The 18,932-nt window shown below is 34.5% G+C and carries 27 protein-coding genes, 1 pseudogene and 2 riboswitches; of the genes and pseudogenes, 20 read left to right on the top strand and 8 right to left on the bottom strand.

Annotated elements, in window-relative coordinates; genetic code table 11:
* Positions 1–77: 77 nt before the first annotated feature.
* The 5 genes from NiCM35_RS19860 to NiCM35_RS19840 all read left to right on the top strand — a co-directional run bounded on the left by NiCM35_RS19860 (position 78) and on the right by NiCM35_RS19840 (position 2,196).
* The gene (locus NiCM35_RS19860) at positions 78–500 is read left to right on the top strand and encodes a DUF1617 family protein (protein ID WP_433780660.1); all 423 of its coding nucleotides are present in this window, start codon (positions 78–80) and stop codon (positions 498–500) included.
* Positions 500–727 (top strand): hypothetical protein, encoded by a 228-nt coding sequence (locus NiCM35_RS19855; RefSeq protein ID WP_433780658.1) that lies wholly within the window; start codon positions 500–502, stop codon positions 725–727. Before NiCM35_RS19860 ends, NiCM35_RS19855 begins: the two co-directional genes overlap by 1 nt.
* Positions 728–762: 35 nt before the next feature.
* Positions 763–954: a BhlA/UviB family holin-like peptide gene (locus NiCM35_RS19850; protein WP_433780656.1), complete on the top strand. Its 192-nt coding sequence runs from the start codon at positions 763–765 to the stop codon at positions 952–954.
* A 14-nt stretch (positions 955–968) separates the two neighbouring features.
* Positions 969–1,202: a transposase gene (locus NiCM35_RS19845; RefSeq protein WP_433780655.1), complete on the top strand. Its 234-nt coding sequence runs from the start codon at positions 969–971 to the stop codon at positions 1,200–1,202.
* Positions 1,203–1,335: 133 nt separating this feature from the next.
* On the top strand, positions 1,336–2,196 hold the full coding sequence (locus NiCM35_RS19840; RefSeq protein WP_433780654.1) for a peptidoglycan-binding protein: 861 nt from the start codon (positions 1,336–1,338) through the stop codon (positions 2,194–2,196).
* Between the two features lie 41 nt (positions 2,197–2,237).
* Here the strand turns inward: NiCM35_RS19840 and NiCM35_RS19835 are convergent, their stop codons facing one another.
* Entirely contained in the window at positions 2,238–2,984 is a 747-nt protein-coding gene (locus NiCM35_RS19835) for a Panacea domain-containing protein (RefSeq protein WP_433780652.1), read from the bottom strand.
* 22 nt (positions 2,985–3,006) lie between these two features.
* A complete protein-coding gene (locus NiCM35_RS19830) occupies positions 3,007–3,681 on the bottom strand; it encodes a RelA/SpoT-related domain-containing protein (protein ID WP_433780650.1) in 675 nt (224 codons plus the stop codon).
* A 227-nt stretch (positions 3,682–3,908) separates the two neighbouring features.
* Here NiCM35_RS19830 and NiCM35_RS19825 point away from each other — a divergent pair, with 227 nt between their 5' ends.
* A complete protein-coding gene (locus NiCM35_RS19825; protein WP_433780648.1) occupies positions 3,909–4,031 on the top strand; it encodes a hypothetical protein in 123 nt (40 codons plus the stop codon).
* Here the strand turns inward: NiCM35_RS19825 and NiCM35_RS19820 are convergent.
* Positions 4,019–4,381, bottom strand: a complete 363-nt coding sequence (locus tag NiCM35_RS19820) for a YhjD family protein (protein WP_433780646.1) — start codon at positions 4,379–4,381, stop codon at positions 4,019–4,021. The genes NiCM35_RS19825 and NiCM35_RS19820 overlap by 13 nt on opposite strands.
* Positions 4,382–4,395: 14 nt before the next feature.
* A complete protein-coding gene (locus NiCM35_RS19815) occupies positions 4,396–4,725 on the bottom strand; it encodes a YolD-like family protein (RefSeq protein ID WP_433780644.1) in 330 nt (109 codons plus the stop codon).
* Between the two features lie 110 nt (positions 4,726–4,835).
* Between NiCM35_RS19815 and NiCM35_RS19810 the strand changes: the two genes are divergently transcribed.
* Positions 4,836–5,054, top strand: a complete 219-nt coding sequence (locus NiCM35_RS19810) for a hypothetical protein (RefSeq protein WP_433780643.1) — start codon at positions 4,836–4,838, stop codon at positions 5,052–5,054.
* Between the two features lie 2 nt (positions 5,055–5,056).
* Entirely contained in the window at positions 5,057–5,317 is a 261-nt protein-coding gene (locus tag NiCM35_RS19805) for a YolD-like family protein (protein ID WP_433780641.1), read from the top strand.
* A 42-nt stretch (positions 5,318–5,359) separates the two neighbouring features.
* On the opposite strand, the gene NiCM35_RS19800 is transcribed toward NiCM35_RS19805, so the two are convergent.
* On the bottom strand, positions 5,360–6,121 hold the full coding sequence (locus NiCM35_RS19800) for a hypothetical protein (RefSeq protein WP_433780639.1): 762 nt from the start codon (positions 6,119–6,121) through the stop codon (positions 5,360–5,362).
* A gap of 281 nt (positions 6,122–6,402) precedes the next feature.
* Between NiCM35_RS19800 and NiCM35_RS19795 the strand changes: the two are divergent.
* From NiCM35_RS19795 to NiCM35_RS19760, 8 genes and pseudogenes are all read left to right on the top strand, one after another.
* Positions 6,403–7,050, top strand: a pseudogene (locus tag NiCM35_RS19795) (ATPase, T2SS/T4P/T4SS family); the annotation flags it as partial.
* A complete protein-coding gene (comGB, locus tag NiCM35_RS19790; RefSeq protein ID WP_164464131.1) occupies positions 7,037–8,074 on the top strand; it encodes a competence type IV pilus assembly protein ComGB in 1,038 nt (345 codons plus the stop codon). The pseudogene NiCM35_RS19795 and the gene comGB, both read left to right, overlap by 14 nt.
* Positions 8,075–8,086: 12 nt before the next feature.
* Positions 8,087–8,401, top strand: coding sequence for a competence type IV pilus major pilin ComGC (comGC, locus tag NiCM35_RS19785; RefSeq protein WP_123260859.1), 315 nt, complete (start codon positions 8,087–8,089; stop codon positions 8,399–8,401).
* Positions 8,398–8,835: a competence type IV pilus minor pilin ComGD gene (gene comGD, locus NiCM35_RS19780; RefSeq protein WP_095332773.1), complete on the top strand. Its 438-nt coding sequence runs from the start codon at positions 8,398–8,400 to the stop codon at positions 8,833–8,835. The genes comGC and comGD overlap by 4 nt, the downstream gene beginning before the upstream one ends.
* Positions 8,819–9,142 carry a hypothetical protein gene (locus tag NiCM35_RS19775; RefSeq protein ID WP_095332775.1) on the top strand — a complete coding sequence of 108 codons (324 nt, stop codon included), beginning with the start codon at positions 8,819–8,821 and terminating at the stop codon, positions 9,140–9,142. Before comGD ends, NiCM35_RS19775 begins: the two co-directional genes overlap by 17 nt.
* On the top strand, positions 9,139–9,582 hold the full coding sequence (comGF, locus tag NiCM35_RS19770) for a competence type IV pilus minor pilin ComGF (protein WP_235850334.1): 444 nt from the start codon (positions 9,139–9,141) through the stop codon (positions 9,580–9,582). Before NiCM35_RS19775 ends, comGF begins: the two co-directional genes overlap by 4 nt.
* Before the next feature lie 6 nt (positions 9,583–9,588).
* Entirely contained in the window at positions 9,589–9,969 is a 381-nt protein-coding gene (gene comGG, locus NiCM35_RS19765) for a competence type IV pilus minor pilin ComGG (RefSeq protein ID WP_095332777.1), read from the top strand.
* A 54-nt stretch (positions 9,970–10,023) separates the two neighbouring features.
* A complete protein-coding gene (locus tag NiCM35_RS19760; RefSeq protein ID WP_095332779.1) occupies positions 10,024–10,212 on the top strand; it encodes a YqzE family protein in 189 nt (62 codons plus the stop codon).
* A gap of 64 nt (positions 10,213–10,276) precedes the next feature.
* Here NiCM35_RS19760 and NiCM35_RS19755 read toward each other — a convergent pair whose 3' ends face one another.
* Together NiCM35_RS19755 and NiCM35_RS19750 are read right to left on the bottom strand one after the other, a co-directional pair.
* Complete coding sequence (locus tag NiCM35_RS19755) at positions 10,277–11,083, bottom strand: YqhG family protein (RefSeq protein WP_433780635.1); 807 nt, start codon at positions 11,081–11,083, stop codon at positions 10,277–10,279.
* Positions 11,052–12,764, bottom strand: coding sequence for a DEAD/DEAH box helicase (locus tag NiCM35_RS19750; protein ID WP_095332783.1), 1,713 nt, complete (start codon positions 12,762–12,764; stop codon positions 11,052–11,054). Before NiCM35_RS19750 ends, NiCM35_RS19755 begins: the two co-directional genes overlap by 32 nt.
* Positions 12,765–13,056: 292 nt before the next feature.
* Positions 13,057–13,148: riboswitch (glycine riboswitch) on the top strand.
* A gap of 2 nt (positions 13,149–13,150) precedes the next feature.
* A riboswitch (glycine riboswitch) is annotated at positions 13,151–13,240 on the top strand.
* 103 nt (positions 13,241–13,343) lie between these two features.
* On the opposite strand from NiCM35_RS19750, the gene gcvT reads away from it, so the two are divergent.
* Genes gcvT through gcvPB form a run of 3 tightly spaced genes read left to right on the top strand, consistent with a single transcriptional unit; the run spans position 13,344 to position 17,298 of the window.
* A complete protein-coding gene (gcvT, locus tag NiCM35_RS19745) occupies positions 13,344–14,444 on the top strand; it encodes a glycine cleavage system aminomethyltransferase GcvT (protein ID WP_433780633.1) in 1,101 nt (366 codons plus the stop codon).
* Between the two features lie 57 nt (positions 14,445–14,501).
* Positions 14,502–15,848 carry an aminomethyl-transferring glycine dehydrogenase subunit GcvPA gene (gene gcvPA, locus NiCM35_RS19740; RefSeq protein WP_095332787.1) on the top strand — a complete coding sequence of 449 codons (1,347 nt, stop codon included), beginning with the start codon at positions 14,502–14,504 and terminating at the stop codon, positions 15,846–15,848.
* Positions 15,841–17,298, top strand: coding sequence for an aminomethyl-transferring glycine dehydrogenase subunit GcvPB (gene gcvPB, locus NiCM35_RS19735; RefSeq protein ID WP_095332789.1), 1,458 nt, complete (start codon positions 15,841–15,843; stop codon positions 17,296–17,298). Before gcvPA ends, gcvPB begins: the two co-directional genes overlap by 8 nt.
* Positions 17,299–17,394: 96 nt before the next feature.
* On the opposite strand, the gene NiCM35_RS19730 is transcribed toward gcvPB, so the two are convergent.
* Entirely contained in the window at positions 17,395–17,772 is a 378-nt protein-coding gene (locus NiCM35_RS19730; protein WP_371000273.1) for a rhodanese-like domain-containing protein, read from the bottom strand.
* Positions 17,773–17,980: 208 nt separating this feature from the next.
* Between NiCM35_RS19730 and NiCM35_RS19725 the strand changes: the two genes are divergently transcribed.
* On the top strand, positions 17,981–18,817 hold the full coding sequence (locus NiCM35_RS19725; protein ID WP_433780631.1) for a lipoate--protein ligase family protein: 837 nt from the start codon (positions 17,981–17,983) through the stop codon (positions 18,815–18,817).
* The last annotated feature ends 115 nt before the right edge of the window (positions 18,818–18,932 follow it).

Here is an 18,932-nt window from a genome sequence, read left to right as displayed (position 1 = left end):
TTGTTTATGCAGCGTAAAAAAATAAAATCAAAGCTGATCGTAAAATTCGGTCAGCTTTTTATTATGGAGGGAAGAACATGAGAGTAGAGATTGAAAAACGAAGAATTGTTGGTTGTATTGCAGTTTTAGAGAAATTACAGATTAAGGGTCTTAAATCAATACATCGCACCAGATTAGCCAATAAATTATTGGAACATTTAAAGCAAGTTTCAGAAGAGGAAGTTCAATTAAAACAAGATCATAGTAAGAAAGATGAACAGGGAGAAGCAATTATTAAAGAAGGAAAATACGATGTAGAGGATATAGATTCTCTTAAGGAAGATATAGAAAAATTATTTAAAGAAAAGGTGATAATCGAAGGGGGTGATTCGCCAGTATTCCTAAAGTCGGTTAAACAGTCGCTAGAAGAGTCGGAAGTCGAGTGGGTAGGAAAAGAGTCTTATGATTATGCTTATTTATATGAAGCTCTTGAGAACAGTGAAAACAAGGAGGAAGAATAATGTTTACAATCGAAATTACAAGCGTAAATATCGCATATTCAAAAGGTGTAGTCAGTGGGGTTAATGTTAATTTTTTTGCTAGTCACGAGTACCAAACAATTAATCTAAATGGGTATATCCCTTTAACATTTGAGGAATACACTCCAATCGCAAACGATATTGTTGGGCTGCAACAAAAAGTTAGAGAGAAAGTAGTCGCAGGACTTACAGAGACAGAAGCCGAGTAAGGCTTTTTTATTTTGCTTAAATGGGGGAAATGGGAATGGATATGGAGTTGTCCAAGTATTTTCTTACGCAGGGGCCATTTGCGATATTATTCGTGTGGCTCCTTATTTACGTAATGAAAAATAATAAAGAGAGAGAAAATCGATTACAAGATTTACTTGATAAGTTTAGCGATAAATATGATTTAGTCATAAACAAATTGGATGATATTAAGCAAAAATTAAAGTAAAGGAGAGGTTGAAAGTGGGAGAATTATCAGTTGCAGTATTTATTGCATTAATTGTTGGATTGGTGGAATTATTCAAGAAAAGTTTAGGTTTACCTGTTAGGTATGCTCCTTTAGTGTCTGTTTTATTAGGAATTCCAGTAGGGATTCTATATTTAGGTGTCGACCTTAAAACAGGAATCGTATATGGATTAATCATTGGTTTATCTGCTTGTGGATTATACAGCGGCGCAAAATCTATAACAAAGTAAGAGTGGCTTAACAGCTGCTCTTTTTTATTGGAGTGATAAGAGTGTTTAAGAAAATAAAATGGTTCTTTAGCAAAGTAGACAAGAAAGAAATTGAAATCTTATTAAACGAAAAATATTAAGGAGTGTGGAAAGAATGAGCTTGAAAACATTACAAGATAAAGCTATAAAACGTATGGGTTCTGGAATGAAAGCGATAGTTGTAACAAAAGTATTAGAGATCATTGAAGAAGCGTACGATGAAGGCATTTACGTATTGATTACAGATGGCTATCGTTCATATGCGGAACAAGATGCCTTATATGCACAGGGCAGAACAAAGCCTGGTAAAATCGTTACGAATGCAAAAGGTGGACAATCTAATCATAATTTTGGTATTGCGGTAGACTTTTGTTTAACTAACAAAGAAGGTACAGATGCATACTGGACGGTAAATAAAGACTGGAAACGTGTTGCAGCTATCGCAAAATCAAAAGGATTCGAATGGGGTGGAGACTGGACTAGCTTTAAAGATAATCCACATCTCGAATATACTGGTGAAATTACTGTAACACCTGAAAAACCAAAAGTAGGTTCAGTTATTGTTAATACTCCATCTAAACCATCTAAAAAGGACATGATTAAGAAATTCCAAAAGTTCGAGAATGGATATACGGTTAAAGCTAAGTTCTCAAAACTAGATGAGAATGGTATATTCGGTAAGAAGACGAAAGAAGCAGCAATAAGAATCTATCAATATTTTTCCGACATATCTATCGATGGGATATTTGGTCCTAAATCTAAAGCGGCTGCTCCTGTCGTAGTATACGGAACGACTTGGAGTAAATGGACAAGGTTAATTCAAGGTATGTTGTATGCAAAGGGATATGATCCAAATGGTATCGATGGCATATTCGGAAAAGGAATGCTTGCTGCAGTTAAACAGTTCCAGAAAGACAAAGGACTTGTAGTTGATGGTGAAGTAGGTCCAGCTACTTTTGCTAAGTTGTTTGCATAAAAAAGAGAACCCATTAAACAAAAATGTTTATGGGTTCTCTTTTAGTTATGGCAAGATTCCTCAATTAACTTGTGAGGGATTTTGTCATCTTTTCCAATTCCTTCACGATAAATTATATCCCAAGGACCGGATGGTTCATGAGTAATTTCTACTAATTCAAATGCATCCAAATCTCCGAACTTTGAAATTGTTTCATCTAAAGTCTCTATTACTTCTTGATGTTGTGGGGTCTTCATAAACCTTGAAAAAACAGAAAGTTTAAAGGCTGTTTCTTTGTCAATTGTCTGAGAATCATCTTCTCTGTCAATTTGTTGTTTACCGTATACTTTATATTTATCGTAGACTTCTCTAATAACAGGTCCGTATGGCCAAGCAAGAAAATCTTCCTCAAAAGGTTTTCTCCCATGTTTTTTTACGAAGTTGCAATAAAATAAATATAATAGTTTTTGTAATTTTAGATGTGTAATCTTTAATTTGGTAGTCATAAGATTAGCTACATCTAAAGCTGTTATTTTAGAGTCGTCTGAAATATAGTGCTTAAAAGTTTCAATATCTTCAAAAGGAGTAACATCTATAAAAAACTTATCATATTTAATCACTGAATCCCATGAATGTTCAGCTGTTTGTAAATGGTGAAAACCAAAAGATAAATGTTTAAAGTCTACTTTTAGCTGTTCCATTAATCCAATTACTTCAAAAATTCCACTTACAGATAAATCACTCTTATGAAAAGCCATTCGTCTACCGCTTTTATAATCACTATATAATATTATAAAATGTTCAATCATTATTATTCACCTCTTTTTCTTATTAACCTTTTTTATAAATTTCAGGCCAGGAGGTATACTCCTTTTTATAAATTTCATGGGAGGCTAAATTAGTTTGTTCGTTTTTAGTATCCCATATTTGCAATTCGACTGGAAAGTATTTTGCATCTTTACCCATGAAATATATATGGTATGCTTCATAATCTCCGTTTATTCTTCTTTTATGTTGGAATCTAAAACCATCTGTTTTTAATGAATTTAATATTTCGATAATATATGTAATATTTTCTCCAAAGTTAGGATCAATTATTCTAAATCCTAGTAAATCATTTAAAACTTTGTTAATGGAAAAAGCACCGTTTTGCTCTTTTCTTTTTTTATGTAATTTATTGATAATTGATTCCTCGTTTTTAATTCTCCCCTTTATATAAGGAGTTAAACTTTGATTTAGTCCATTAATTATATCGGCATATAAAGTAATAAGTTCATTTTTATAGCTAATAATATAATCATAAAATTCACTTTGAAGCTGAATGTTACCTTCATTTGACATAATTGTTCTAACTTCGGTTTTCTTTAAATTATATAGCGATATCCCAGACTGTTTTGAAAGCCATTTTCCATTATGCGAAGTGTGTTTTTCGTATATTGTTTTAATAATATCTAGATATTGTTCACTAGAATAACTAATAATTGGAGAAATATTTGTTGATTGCATAATAATAAATACCCCGTTATTTTTTTCCATGCTTAGTTTACTAAATTATACCACTTTTTTTTAATAATTTCTTTGAGAGAATTTGTAGAATTTTGTCGAAATATAACATGTTAAGTATTTTTTTATTAGAACTTGGAATGAAAGACCTATTTTATTTTGTCTAATTCGTGAACTAAAAGGAATATCTACCTATTATAAAGAAACCTCCTATAGAAAGGAGGGATAAAATGACCGACTATGATTTATTGCTTCAACTGAAAGAACAGTACGAATCCGCGAAAGACTCCACAGATTTAAAACATCTAATCGAAACCTTTTTAAATAACTTTCCTGCAGATCAATCCGAATGACGATGAAAAAAATAATGATTAAGTAGCTTTTCTGTATTGTTTCTTAAATTGTAATTGAAATAACGATGTACTTCATGATATCCGTTGATATAAAAATTGTATTCCGTAAATGCTTCGTCACTTTCACCTTTGACTAGTTTCCACTTATTCTTATACATTGTCGTTTTGTTTTCTCGCATGTCCTTTTGAACTTTCTTCATCGTGTGTTCGATTAAGTTTAAGTAGACTTGCTTAAGTTTAAACGGTGCAGCATCAGCTACTTTCAAATCACGATCAAGTACAGTAAGAAGCATCGGTAAATATATAGCATTTTCAAAAATGTCTCTTTCTTCTTCAGATAATCTACTCATTATTTCTACTCCATTTATGCTCTTTCTACATCAACTAATTTTCTAAATGATACGTAGTGAATTTGATCTTTTTCGTCTTGGATACGCAGCTGGTTGTTTAAATAATCTATGTAAACAGTACGGCCATATAAAGTATTTATGTATCCATCTTTATACAAGCTGAATTTAAGCAACTGATTATATTCCATTGCTTCATGGATCAATATATCTATATCATTCAACTTATCTTCATCTAGCACAGGCTGCTCAATCTTATTTTGGTTCTCAATAACTTCTTTTACTCCTGCAACATGTTCAGGCAGCATCATAGCTACCCATTTTTTCGTACCCCGATCTTTTAACATATCCCCAACTCCTTTTCGATAGGATAATTATATAAGAACAATTGTTCGATTTCAATATTGTTTTCGAACGAATGTTCGTATATAATGATTAAAAAAAGGAGGTCTAACTGATGAAAGGTTTACTTAAAAGAGCTGCAGAAAGTAAAGAGGTTTTAGAAATGATTTATCAAAACAATAAAGGGGAATTCAGCCAACGTAGGATTCAGGTTATTAAAATGAGTGAAGAGTCCTTTAGTGCTTATTGCTTTACTCGTATGCAGCAACGAACTTTTAAGATAAGTAATGTTTTATCAGTTGGACCAGTTCGGAAAGTAAGGAGAGGTGCATAATTATGATGTTAGCAAAACCAAAAAGAGTTAAAAAACCAGCAAGGCCCATTAGAGATAAGTTCGAGTTAGAGGAACTTGCCAATACTTTAATAGAGGCATTAGAGGATAAGGTTGAACTTAGATTAACTGTGTGGAAGAGAGAAGATCCAGTCCGAGGGAAGGTAGTTAAGATGGACGGAAATACTAAACTCATTCATATAGAAAGATTCACTGAAATAATTAAAGTTCCATTTATAGATATTTTGCAGGTTAAGAGAGCGTAAGTAAAAGCCCTTCTCAAAAGAGTTGGGCCTTATTATTTTTCATTAGTTTTCATCATAATAAATGGCACTAACTTTAGCATGATCTACTTTATCTATTTCAGAAGAAGGAAAACTTGGGACACTGAATTCAACACCAGTTTTGTTATTAGCTGAAACTTTGATTTCATTATCAGATCCTAAAAGCACTGCACCCACAAATTTATTATCCTTATCAAATAGACCTGCACCAGCTTCTACTACTGGATTATTTATTTCCGTGTCATTGAGTATGAATCCAGTAACAGATAGCATCCCTCCCCATTCATCCTTTTTTATTACATTTAATTTATCAGATTTTAAGGAGTTTACACCTATCTCCATTTTCATTGGTGCAACGTTAATTTCAACGTCCTTCAAATTATCAAACTGTTCGTCTATATCCTCATTTATTGCTAAATAGGCTGTTTCACCAGGTCCGATAGATGAAGGAGCTATATTCGCATAAAATCCATTAGCTTTTGTGGTGCCAATGACTCCACCATCTTTATCAATATAAGTTAATTGTGTATCAGCTACATTTACTGGAACATTACCTGTATTTTCAATTGTTGCATATGTGACTATTTGCGGAACGTTACCAACAGATTCGTTATTCCATTTATAAAACACTTTGTTTGTTACTTCTGTTTTAACTTCTTCCTTTTTCTGTTCAGTGTCTTCTTGATTAACTGCTTGATTGGTGTTTTTCGTTGCTTCTTCTTGATTTCCACAACCTACGATTAAAGATAGTGTTAACGCAGAAATAAAAATTAAAATTTTTTTCATTGAATTTCCCCCCCTGATACTTGTCTTCTAAGCAACAATATTTTACAGTTTAAGAGGAAATATTACTAGATTTTCGACAAAAGTAGACAAAAAGATACACGGACTTAGGACTTAAATATAGCTGTATAGTTTACATCAAGGAACTTAGCCACAAAAAAACGCAATGGGAGTTTATGTATTGATTCAGATATCTCCATTGATATTAAATGTCTTGAAACAAATCGGAGGGGCTATATAATTGCTTGAAGAAGAATAGGGATGATGTGTAAATAATTAGTTATATTTACGTAACGCTACCAACTGGGTCTGGCAAGACAACAACACTCTACTCTCTCCTAAATGAAAATGCACATCTTTATCAGCGAAATGTGATTAGCTTAGAAGATCCCATTGAAAAAACGCAGGAAAACGTTTTGCAAATTCAAGTCAATGAGAAAGCTGGTATTACGTATTCCACTGGCTTAAAAGCAATTCTTCGCCATGATCCAGATATTATTATGGTTGGAGAAATCCGCGACAAAGAAACTGCTCATATTGCGATAAGGGCGAGCTTAACAGGTCATTTAGTATTGAGCACAATGCATACGAGAGATGCGAAAGGTGCGATTCATCGACTGTTAGAGTTTGGTATTAAAGAGACTGAGATTGAACAAACCTTAATCGCTATTACTGCTCAAAGACTAGTTGAAATGGTATGTCCTTTTTGTGATAAAGATTGTTCCCCTAACTGTTACCGTTTAGATAACCACTTAAAAAGATCAACTGTGTTTGAAATGATTACAGGCAGGATGATTTCTGATATTCTCTATAACCGAACAGAAACTAAGAGAGCTAACTATAAATCACTAGGAGATATTATTTGTAAAGGGATTGCCTTAGGCTATATAAAGAAAGGAGAATATGAACGGTGGATTTATGATGAAAAATAATCATGCATGGTCTAATATAGAACAAGCGAAATTTTTAAAGTGTATTGGTGAGCTGCTGGATAGAGGCTATTCGATGGCAGAGGCAGTCCAGTCTTCTCGTTACTATATGCCCGATCGTCGAATGGAAGATATTAATGCATGTTACGGTTCTTTAAAAGGAGGAGAGTCGTTTTTTGAGAACCTAGTAAGATTCAATTTTGATTATCAAGTGATAAGTTTTGTTTACTTTGCTGAAAAGCATGGCGGATTTGCTAGTGCTTTTCAAGATGCAAGTAGAATGATTCAGAATAAGCAAGATACGATAAGAAAATTAAGAAAAATCCTTACCTATCCTCTTTTTCTTTTGTGTTTTACCTTCGTTTTATTTTTCTTTGTTCAAAGTATCCTCATCCCGAAGTTTAATTCTATCTTTTTAACGATGAATATTAACAAGAATTTCTTTCTCCTATTTCTCCAATTTATTGGTCACATTATTCCATTTCTTCTTGTTTTCTTATCCCTATGTTTTATTTCCGCGCTTCTCTACTATTATTTTTCTTTTCGAAAATTAGATGTTATCAAGCAAATAAATGCACTAGCGAGTATTCCGATGATTGGGATATTTGTTAGACGTTATTTTTCCTATCTACTATCCGTGCAGTTAAGTTATTTATTATCAAGTGGTTTTTCGATTTATGAGTGTATGCAATTTTTTCTTGAAAACAAGGAGCAAAAACTATATTCCCAAATAGGCGAAATCACTATTTCACAGTTAAAAAAAGGAGTGCGACTTGAACAAGCTTTTGCTTCCTTTGATTTTTTGGAAAAAGAGCTATTACAAATTATTCAGCACGGCCAGGAAAATGGAAAGCTTGATCAGGAATTCTATTATTTCGGAAACTATTGCTTAATACAAATAGAAGAAAATTTACAAAAAACATTAAAAGTCCTTCAACCTACATTGTATACAGCTGTTGGAATTCTAATAATTTCTATTTATTTATCTGTGTTAATGCCAATGTTTCAATTACTGGACGGCTTTTGAAAGGAGAAAAAAATGAAGAATGAGCGAGGATTTACCCTAATTGAAATGATGATTGTTTTGGTAGTTATTTCCATATTATTGATTATCACCATTCCCAATATAACCAAGCATAATTCCAAAATCAATAATACTGGGTGTGAAGCATTAACAAAGATGGTACAAGCAGAGGTTCAATCTTACTATATAGAGCATAAAGCGTATCCAGAGAATCTTGCTAAACTGGAAGAAGAAAATTATATAACAGCAGACCAAAAAAAATGTCCCAATGGCAAGGCGTTAATTATTAAAAATGGAGTAATTACTACCTCGGGATCAGACAGTCCATGATAAATAATCAAAGAGGTTTTACGTTAATGGAAATGTTTGTTGCCATGTCTTTACTAGTTGTTCTTTCCTCTCTATCCATATTCCTTGTTACTTCCCAACAAACTTCTCTTAATGAAACTCACTTCTTAACCCAATTGGAAGGTGATCTTTATTATGCTCAAGCGTATGCGCTAGAAAATCAAATGCCCATTCAAGTGAGGATATATCCAACTTTACATTATTACTACATGCGTGCTGATGCTAATACTGGGAATATTGTGGAACGTTATTATGCAGATGATATTATTTTTTCTACTAACGCGACACTTTCCTTTAACATTAATTCAAATGGTAATTTTTCGAAATTTGGCACTTATGAATTTAGAATTGGTAAACAACCCTATAAATTAACCGTTTTAATAGGGAAAGGACGATTTTATGCGACTAAATTGTAAAGGCTTTATGCTGCCGGATTATTTATTGTCCTTTACGATATGGTTGTTGATAGCGCTAACATGGATGCCGGTTTATGTCCATGTGCTAAAACAGCTAGAAGATTCCGAGCATAGTAAGCTAGTAAATGAATTATTTTATAACCATTTAATAGAGCTTAAATTAGGGGAAGTGGAAAGAGGAAATACGACTATTGAAAACGAAGGTACGAGCTACTCGATTGTCTGGGAAAAAGATAGTATTGTCTGTTTGCAATATAAAAATGTATTTCAAAAAAACAAAAAAATCTGTGAAGTGTGGAAAGAATGATTAAACGAATACTTCTTAATAATAAGGGCTATGTTTTGGCAGAAATGCTTCTTTCTTTTTTTATTTTCACGATTATACTTACTCTCCTGTTAACTCCTTTGCGACTTATGCTTGACAAGCACTTTTCGGAAAAAGAATTACAAGAAATGGAGTGGGAAGTGTTCATTCTTGAATTAAAAAAAGAAACAAAAATGTCACAAGGGATTTCTGTTTCAAACAATAAATTGGTGCTCTATGTGGATGGAAGGGTTGTTACTTATGAAAAATATGGCAGCAGCATTAGAAGGCGAGTAGATTCAACAGGGCATGAGGTAGCATTACAAGCTATTAACAAAGTAGAGTTTATTATGCAGAAGAACGGATTTCGAGTTAAGGTAGTAGACCGATTTGGTAGGGAAAAAGAGTCTAGTATAAGATCTTATCTTACATTTTTGGAGTGATCGGAATTGATCAAGAACAATAAAGGATTTATTTACCCATTATCTTTATGTGTATATATTCTTTTTATCCATTTTTTATTTATACTGTATGGAATTTATGTGAATAAGAAGGGGATAGATGCAGGAGTGAAAAATAGCAATATTCAAGAATATTATTTTCTATCTTCCTTAAAAGAAATTGAGCACGAACTCTCTACAAATGAACATCCTGACCTTTCAGGTACAAAGAATTTTTCACATGGTAATGTCTTTTATACAATGGAAAAAAATTCACGTACGACTGTTAAAATCGATTATCAATTAAAGATGCAAGGGGCGATAAAGCCGATTTATGCGATAAGTTACTTTGATATAGAGCAGAATAAAATGACGAAATGGGTTGAATGAATAAAAAACAAATGATAGGGCTATCCTAGTACAAATGCTAGAGTAGGTGATTAGATGAATACCAATGATTATGTGAAGTATTTAACCCAAACATTTGTCCAGTACATGGATCAGCCCAAAGAAGAAAGAAAAAAGTTAAAAGCGGAAAGAAAAGGACTGAAAGAACCTTTCATGTTGAGGTGGTTTGGGATTTTACCTTATTTAATTTTATTCAGTTTTAAGCGTAGAAAACTAAAAAAATAGTTTGGGAAAGGAGTAGATACTGCCTTTGACAGTAATTTACTCCTTTTTTAACTAAAGATGATCTTTACGAAACAGCTTCTGAAGCTAAATAAAAAAGTCCGCCATTAACAATCGAAATATTAATCTTTGGTTCGTACTGCTCCTGTAGAGCTAATCTTTCCGTCTCCAAGGTTTCTTGTCCTTCCTCCATGCCTTCCATATCTTCATAAAAATGCTCTAGCAAGTCTAAATCCTTTTTCCACCTTTTTTTTGCTTCATCTGCCCATGTATGATCTTCTGCTAATAAAGATTGCTTTATCATATTCTCAATTCTTGTTATCCCACTTATTGGCATGATTAAGGGAGAAAGTGTGAACGCATAATCAGGAATTTTGGCAGAAAGGTTCATTTTCTCTACTTTTGCTTGGAAATCTGTTGCGATTTGACCATTGATAAGCTGCAGTCCAATCGATTGAAATACATCTCGTTTTCTGTCACATTGATACGAAATTTTCACATTAAGTGCAAGCCATGGTTGTAAAGCGGTTTGCTGCTTTCCGTGTGTTATCTTATTTTCATATAAACGAATATACTTCGATAAGTTTTTTGCAGAAGCAAAAAGTTGATGAAGACGGGGAGACCCAAAGTGAATCAGTTCACCCTTCAAATCCTCTGGTGCCAGCTTTGGATCAGTAATGAGGGTAAGACTGGCAGGATTCGGAACACCACCAGTCTTTTCAAGATAATGCCAATAAAACGGTCGATTCATTAACTCCTTGTCCATTTCAATTGTTAATTGGACAAGGAGATAACCAGGTTTATTCTCCACTATCTCACAATCATTTGCGACAAAAAATCGTTCAAGAAATTGATGAATTTCCTGCTGCTTCATACGGCTGATCCTCCTTCATACTTTGTGCGAATTCAATCATGCTTGTTAAATTATCCATTTTGATTTTCATTTCTCCTTCAGATTTAGAGTGGGAGAAAATATCAATCATATAATCATCCATATTGCCAAAATCCAATTTCGTCAAAATATCATCTAGCTCGCCAATAACTTTTTCAAAAAGATGGATTTTTTCATAAAGTAATTTTAAAATATGATCTTCCACTGTGTCTTTTACGGCAAAATTATAAATCTTCACATCTTCTTTTTGACCAAGTCGATGAATCCGGCCAATTCTTTGCTCCAATCTCATTGGATTCCATGGTAAATCAAAGTTTATAATATGATGACAAAATTGGAGGTTGATACCTTCACCGCCGGCCTCTGTGGCAATTAATACTTGTGCATGATTCTGGAAGAGATCTCGCATCCAATCCTTTTTGCCTCGTTTAAAGCCGCCGCGAAATGGAACAGATGTAATACCGTGCTGCTTCAAAAACCATTGTAAATAAAGTTGCGTAGCCCTATATTCGGTAAAGATGATTACTTTATCATTTATCTTCTTAATAAGCTCTAGTGCCTTGTTTGCCTTTGAGTTTTGCTGAACTGCTTCGACTTTTTTTATTAGTTCTTGTATTCTTTGTTGGAATTGTGGTGTTGGATTTTCCACTTTTCTCACCATGTTTTGCAGTGTATAATATACTGCTTCCCTGCTGGAGCATGCCTCTCTTTGTAATGTAATCATCGAAAAAGGACTGCGGGAATTTTCGATGTTGCTAGAAAGATTGGTTTCTGTTTTTAAATCTACCAGTCCTTCATACAATGCTCTTTCTTCTTTCGTAAATTCAATAGGAACGGCTTCAACAATTCTTTTGGTCCATTCAATCCCTGTATCATGGCGTCTGTTTCTGATCATGACTTTATTGACCAATGCTTTTAGATTTTCATCGTCATCAATGGAGCGAGCATCTTTTTTATATTTTTCATAGAAAGATGATTCACTTCCTAGATGACCTGGTTTTAATAAAGATACTAAATTAAAAATTTCGCTAATTCTATTTTGGATAGGGGTAGCTGTTAATAGCAAACAAAATTTCTTTTTTAAATTTTGGACAAACTCATAGTTTTTTGTTTTATTGTTTTTGAGTTTATGGGCCTCGTCAATAATCACCAAATCATAGTCCAGATTGTTTATAATATCACGATGAGGCTGTCTTTTTGCTGTATCAATAGAAGACACGACAATGTCGCATTGCTCCCAAACATAGCTTTTGCGCTGAACCATTGCAGGAATATAAAATTTGCTATTTAACTCATACGCCCATTGTGTGACTAGAGAGGCAGGAACTAAAATAAGCACTTTTTTTACTAAACCACGAATCATGTATTCTTTTAGTATCAATCCTGCTTCAATCGTTTTTCCAAGACCTACTTCATCTGCCAAAATAGCTTTTCCATTCATATCTTCTATTACTTTTTTCGCAACCTCCAGCTGGTGAGGTAATGGAGAAAGGTCTGATAGGTATTTAGGGGCTTGGAGACCTTCGAATTCTGGTATGATATTATGTTGTTCCACTTCTACTGCTAGCTTATATAGTTCCCAATTGGCCCATGGGCCATCATCTGAAATTCGCTTTAATAGCTGATTATTCCACGAATCATCAAAATTGATTTGGAGCGTCATCTTTATTCATCCTTTCTAATGTTTCCTTTGGTAAAGCTAAAATATTATGTATATAAGAATTAAAAAAAGAGAGCTAGTAAACATAAAAACTTATTGCCACCTTTTCATTCGGATGTTAGGATAAAAGGGTAAAAAAGTTTTTAATTTTGTCACAATTTATTTATATTGGGACAAAACATGAACATTAAATGAAAAATGATCAAATATTAATCGTATTTTGCTAAGTACATAAACAAACATTATTTCTGGTAGTATTTAGTATGACCAATGGAGAAAATTTTATGAATCGCGGATGAGAAATAGGGGAGAGACTACGTTCGTAGCGCCGAAGGAGCAAGCAATATTATTTGTGAATCTCTCAGGCAAAAGAACTCTATTTGGACGCAGCTCTGGAGAGTGCTTACAAGTACATGTGTAAGCCACCAAAGGGGACAGCCGACATTATATCGGTAAACTTTCAGGTGCAAGGACAGAGCCCTTACTTTTTTTAAAAGGGGGGTTTCTGTCTTTTTTTGTTGCCATTTTATGATATGCAATAAATGAGAATGTCTAATACATAGGGGAATGGAGTGTTGTTCATTGACTTTATTAAAGCAAACACCGTTATACGAGGTGTATAAACAGTATGGCGGAAAGACAATCGATTTCGGAGGCTGGGATTTACCTGTACAATTTTCTGGCATAAAACAGGAGCATGAGGCTGTTCGTACAAAAGCAGGCTTATTTGATGTTTCTCATATGGGGGAAATCGAGGTTAAAGGGAACGATAGTTTAGCTTTTCTGCAAAAAATGCTTACGAATGATATTGAAAAAATCAAAAATGGTGCTGCTCAATATTCAGCAATGTGCTATGAAAATGGTGGCACTGTGGATGATTTATTAACATATAAGCTAGCGGATAACCACTATTTATTAGTTGTAAATGCATCCAATATTGAAAAGGATTTCGAATGGTTACAAAAGCATGCAAGTGGGGATGTAATCTTAAGTAATTTATCAGAAGATTTTGCTCAATTAGCACTGCAAGGTCCATTAGCAGAAGAGGTTCTAAGGAAAATAAACCCTTCTATTGATTATGCTTCTATTAAATATTTTCACTTTCAGAACAAGGTGAATATAGCAGGTAAAGAAGTTCTTTTATCCCGTACTGGCTACACAGGTGAAGATGGATTTGAAATTTATTGTCAAAGTGAAGATGCTATTGACTTATGGAGAGAAATTTTGACAACAGGAGAGCCGCTAGGTGTACTTCCTTGTGGGTTAGGTGCAAGGGATACGTTGCGCTTTGAAGCAACACTCGCCTTATATGGGCAAGAATTATCAGCAGATATCTCTCCTTTAGAAGCTGGAATTGGCTTTGCTGTTAAAGTAAATAAAGAAGCAGATTTTATTGGAAAAGCAGCTTTAACGAAGCAAAAAGAAGAAGGACTGATTAGAAAATTAGCCGGTATCGAAATGGTAGATAGAGGAATACCGAGACATGGCTATAAAGTATATGCAAATGGATTATGTATTGGGGAAGTAACTACTGGTACACAATCACCAACCTTAAAGAAAAACATTGGTCTTGCATTAATTCAAAGTGATTATACAGCAATAGATACAGAAGTAGAAGTAGAAATTAGAGGAAAGTATTTAAAGGCAAAAGTAACCCAAATTCCTTTTTATAAACGAAAGTAATTTTTAGGCTTTTTTCTACAAATAAATCAAATGGGCTAATGACTGGGGGAAAAACGAATGAAGCATCGTTATTTACCGATGACGGAACAGGATCAAAAGGAAATGCTAGCGGCAATAGGAGTAAGTTCAGTAGAAGATTTATTTTCAGATATACCAGAAAAAGTGCGTTTTCAAGGAAACTATTCGATTAAACGCGCAAAAAGTGAATCAGCTTTATTGAAAGAATTAACAAAACTTGCCCAAAAGAATGCTGATGCAAAAGCGAATGTTTCTTTTTTAGGTGCAGGAGTTTATGATCACTATTCGCCTGTTATTGTCGATCATGTTTTATCACGATCTGAATTTTATACAGCCTATACTCCATATCAACCAGAAATTTCTCAAGGGGAATTACAGGCTATTTTCGAATTTCAGACAATGATATGTGAACTGACGGGAATGGACGTAGCAAACTCTTCTATGTACGATGGGGCAACGGCATTAGCAGAAGCAGGAATGTTAAGTGCCGGTACGACGAAACGGAAGAAAATTCTTCTCTCAAGTGCTGTCCACCCTGAAGCAAAAGAAGTAGTGAAAACCTATGCAAAGGGACAGTATATTGAAGTTCAAGAAATTCCTCATAAAGACGGGATAACAGATATAGAGGCATTAGAGGATATGGTAGATGATACAGTTGCAGCTGTTATGATTCAATATCCGAACTTTTTTGGAAGAGTTGAGCCGCTTAAGGACTTAGAAGCAATTATTCATGCCCATAAATCATTATTTGTTGTATCTAGTAATCCATTAGCTTTAGGGGCGTTGACACCACCAGGAAATTTTCAGGCAGATATTGTCGTGGGGGATGCGCAACCTTTTGGAATTCCAATGGGCTTTGGAGGTCCGCACTGTGGTTATTTTGCGGTAACGTCAAAATTAATGCGTAAAGTGCCTGGGCGTTTAGTGGGGCAAACTGTAGATGACAATGGCCAAAGAGGTTTTGTGTTAACTCTGCAGGCGCGAGAACAACATATTCGCCGTGATAAGGCAACTTCTAATATATGCTCGAACCAAGCACTTAATGCATTAGCTGCTTCCGTTGCTATGACCGCACTTGGAAAACATGGCGTGAAGGAAATGGCGATTGCTAATATCCAGAAAGCCCATTATGCTAAAACCAAATTAAAAGAAGCAGGATTTGAAATAGTGTATGAGGGACCATCCTTTAATGAGTTTATTATTAAATGTAATTCCTCTATTTCGGCAGTAAACCGAGCGTTATTAGAAAAAGGTATGATTGGTGGCTATGATTTAGGAAGAGACTTCAAACAATTAGAAAATCATATGCTCATTGCCGTAACCGAATTGCGTACAAAAGAAGAAATAGATGAATTCGTTGCAGAAATGGAGGATTATCATGTCTAATAAAAATCAACCTCTTATCTTTGAAAGCAGTACACCAGGCAGAATTGGCTATAGTTTGCCAGAAATGGATATTCCAGCAGCAGATCTTACGGAATTGCTGCCGAATGATTATATAAGAGAAGAAAATCCAGAACTACCAGAGGTCTCTGAATTAGATATTATGCGTCATTATACTGCATTATCCAAACGAAATCATGGCTTGGATTCTGGTTTTTACCCATTAGGTTCTTGTACGATGAAATATAATCCAAAAATAAATGAAAATGTGGCAAGATTTAATGGGTTTGCCCATATTCATCCGCTCCAAGAAGTGTCAGCTGTACAAGGGGCTCTTGAGTTAATGTATGATTTACAACAGCATCTCGTCGAAATCACAGGGATGGATGAAGTAACCTTGCAGCCGGCTGCAGGTGCACATGGCGAATGGACGGGTTTAATGCTGATTAGAGCATACCATGAAGCCAATGGAGATATGCATCGTACAAAGGTAATTGTTCCCGATTCTGCGCATGGAACCAATCCTGCTTCGGCAACTGTTGCTGGCTTAGAAACAATAACGGTTAAATCTAACGAACATGGACTTGTTGATCTAGAGGATTTAAAACGAGTAGTAGGAGAAGATACTGCAGCATTAATGTTAACAAATCCTAATACTTTAGGTCTATTTGAAGAAAATATTCTAGAAATGGCGGAAATAGTCCATAATGCCGGTGGGAAATTATATTATGATGGCGCTAATTTAAACGCTGTTCTTTCTAAAGCCAGACCTGGAGATATGGGCTTTGATGTTGTTCATTTAAATTTGCATAAGACATTTACAGGACCACATGGCGGCGGTGGACCGGGTTCAGGACCGGTAGGAGTGAAAGCTGATTTAATTCCATTCTTGCCAAAGCCAGTATTGACTAAAGTAGGGGAAGAATTTGTATTAGATTACAATAGACCTCAATCGATCGGCAGAGTTAAGCCATTCTATGGTAATTTTGGGATTAATGTCCGTGCTTACACTTATATCCGTTCTATGGGACCAGATGGCTTAAAAGCGGTCACAGAAAATGCTGTATTAAATGCAAACTACATGATGCGTCGTTTGGCTGAATATTACGATTTACCATTTGATCGTCATTGTAAACATGAATTTGTATTAAGCGGAAGACGACAAAAGAAGCTAGGTGTCAGAACACTTGATATAGCCAAAAGGCTTCTGGATTTTGGCTATCATCCACCTACTATCTATTTTCCGCTTAATGTAGAGGAGTGTATAATGATTGAGCCGACTGAGACCGAGTCAAAAGAGACATTAGACAGCTTTATCGATGCAATGATCCAAATTGCAAAAGAGGCAGAAGAAACACCGGAAATCGTTCAGGAGGCTCCACATACAACGGTGATCGGTCGCTTGGACGAAACATTAGCAGCGAGAAAACCTGTTTTACGCTATACAAAGTAATTCGTCTGGGTGCTATGATTTAAGTAATAAAAAAGCTGATGTCCAAGTAAATTGGCATCAGCTTTCTTCTATATAATAATTTCAATAAGAGCATTATTATTTTTTTGCTTTAATTTTCCCTGTCCACTTTTTAAATCCGCCTTCTAATTGGGTTAAATCCTTGTACCCTTTACGATATAGAAATTGAGCAGCTCTGCCGCTTCTCATCCCATTTTGACAGTATAGATATACTGGTTTATCAGGACGGATTTCACTTTTTCTCATCTTTAGCTGTGATAGTGGAATATTTCTTGCGCCAAGTACATGTCCTGCCTCATATTCGTTCGGTTCACGTACATCAATTAATTGTGCTTTTCTGTAGCCTTGACGAAATTCATCTTGGTTAACAGTTTTAACAATTCGGCGTTGATACAGCCACATCACTAATGAATATACAAGGAATGCGACTAAAATGATGAGAAGAGTATAAATCATTGTCAATTCTCATTTCTCCTTTCAATTACTTGCACTATCTCTATTATATCTATCAACTGGTATAGTAGTAAAGTAAATACTTACATGAACCTTCTAAAGTTTGAAGAATAGCATGTTTTTCATGCAAGTTACTTTTAAATAATCTGATATTTTGATATCCTTAGTAAGGATTTAGGAATACATCATACATAGAAAAAGAGGGTTCATCATGGTAAAAGAAACATGGAGATTTATTGATTCAGGCAATCATTCTCCTTCTTTTAATATGGCATTAGACGAAGCTTTATTAGAATGGCATTCTAAAGGAGTTTTTCCGCCGGTTATCCGTTTTTATGGCTGGAATCCTGCTACTTTATCTATTGGATATTTTCAGAAGGTAGAGAAAGAAATTGATTTAGACGCAGTGAAAGAATTGGGACTTGGATTTGTTAGAAGACCGACAGGCGGAAGAGGTGTACTGCATGAACACGAATTAACATATAGTGTTATTGTTTCAGAAGAGCATCCTAATATGCCTAAAACAGTTACAGAAGCATATCGTGTAATTTCGGAAGGCATTTTAAAAGGTTTTCATTTTTTAGATTTGGATGCCTATTTTGCAGTGCCGAAAACAGAAGAGCAGCGAAATAATTTAAAAAGCCCAAGGTCCGCAGTATGCTTTGATGCTCCTAGCTGGTATGAATTAGTTGTGGAAGGCAGAAAAGTTGCTGGAAGTGCACAGACAAGACAGCAAGGTGTAATTTTGCAGCATGGTTCCATTTTACTTGATTTAGATGAGGATAAATTATTCCGTTTATTTAAGTATCCAAATGAGCGTGTTAAAGAGAGAATGCAAAAAGCATTTAAGAGCAAAGCAGTGGCAATTAATGAGTTAACCACAAGAAATATTACTATTGAAATGGCGAAAGAGGCCTTTAAAAAAGGGTTTGAAGAAGGGCTACAAATTCAATTAGAAAACTATCAACTATCAGATGAAGAAGTAGAATATGTTGAAAAAATTGCCAAAGAAAAATATGAAAACGATGAATGGAACTTTAGACGATAACATCCTTAAACACGAAATTCTTTTATTAATGGAATTTCGTGTTTTTTTGTGGACAATTGTTAATGTGAAAAACGAGTATTCGCTTATAAATGCAAAAAAATTTGAGCTATTTTAT

The organism is Niallia sp. M35, from assembly GCF_050971705.1.
Classification (GTDB): Bacteria; Bacillota; Bacilli; order Bacillales; family Cytobacillaceae; genus Niallia; species Niallia circulans_A.
The sequence above is the reverse complement of the archived record's forward strand: the minus strand, read 5'-3'. Positions and strand labels throughout refer to the sequence as shown.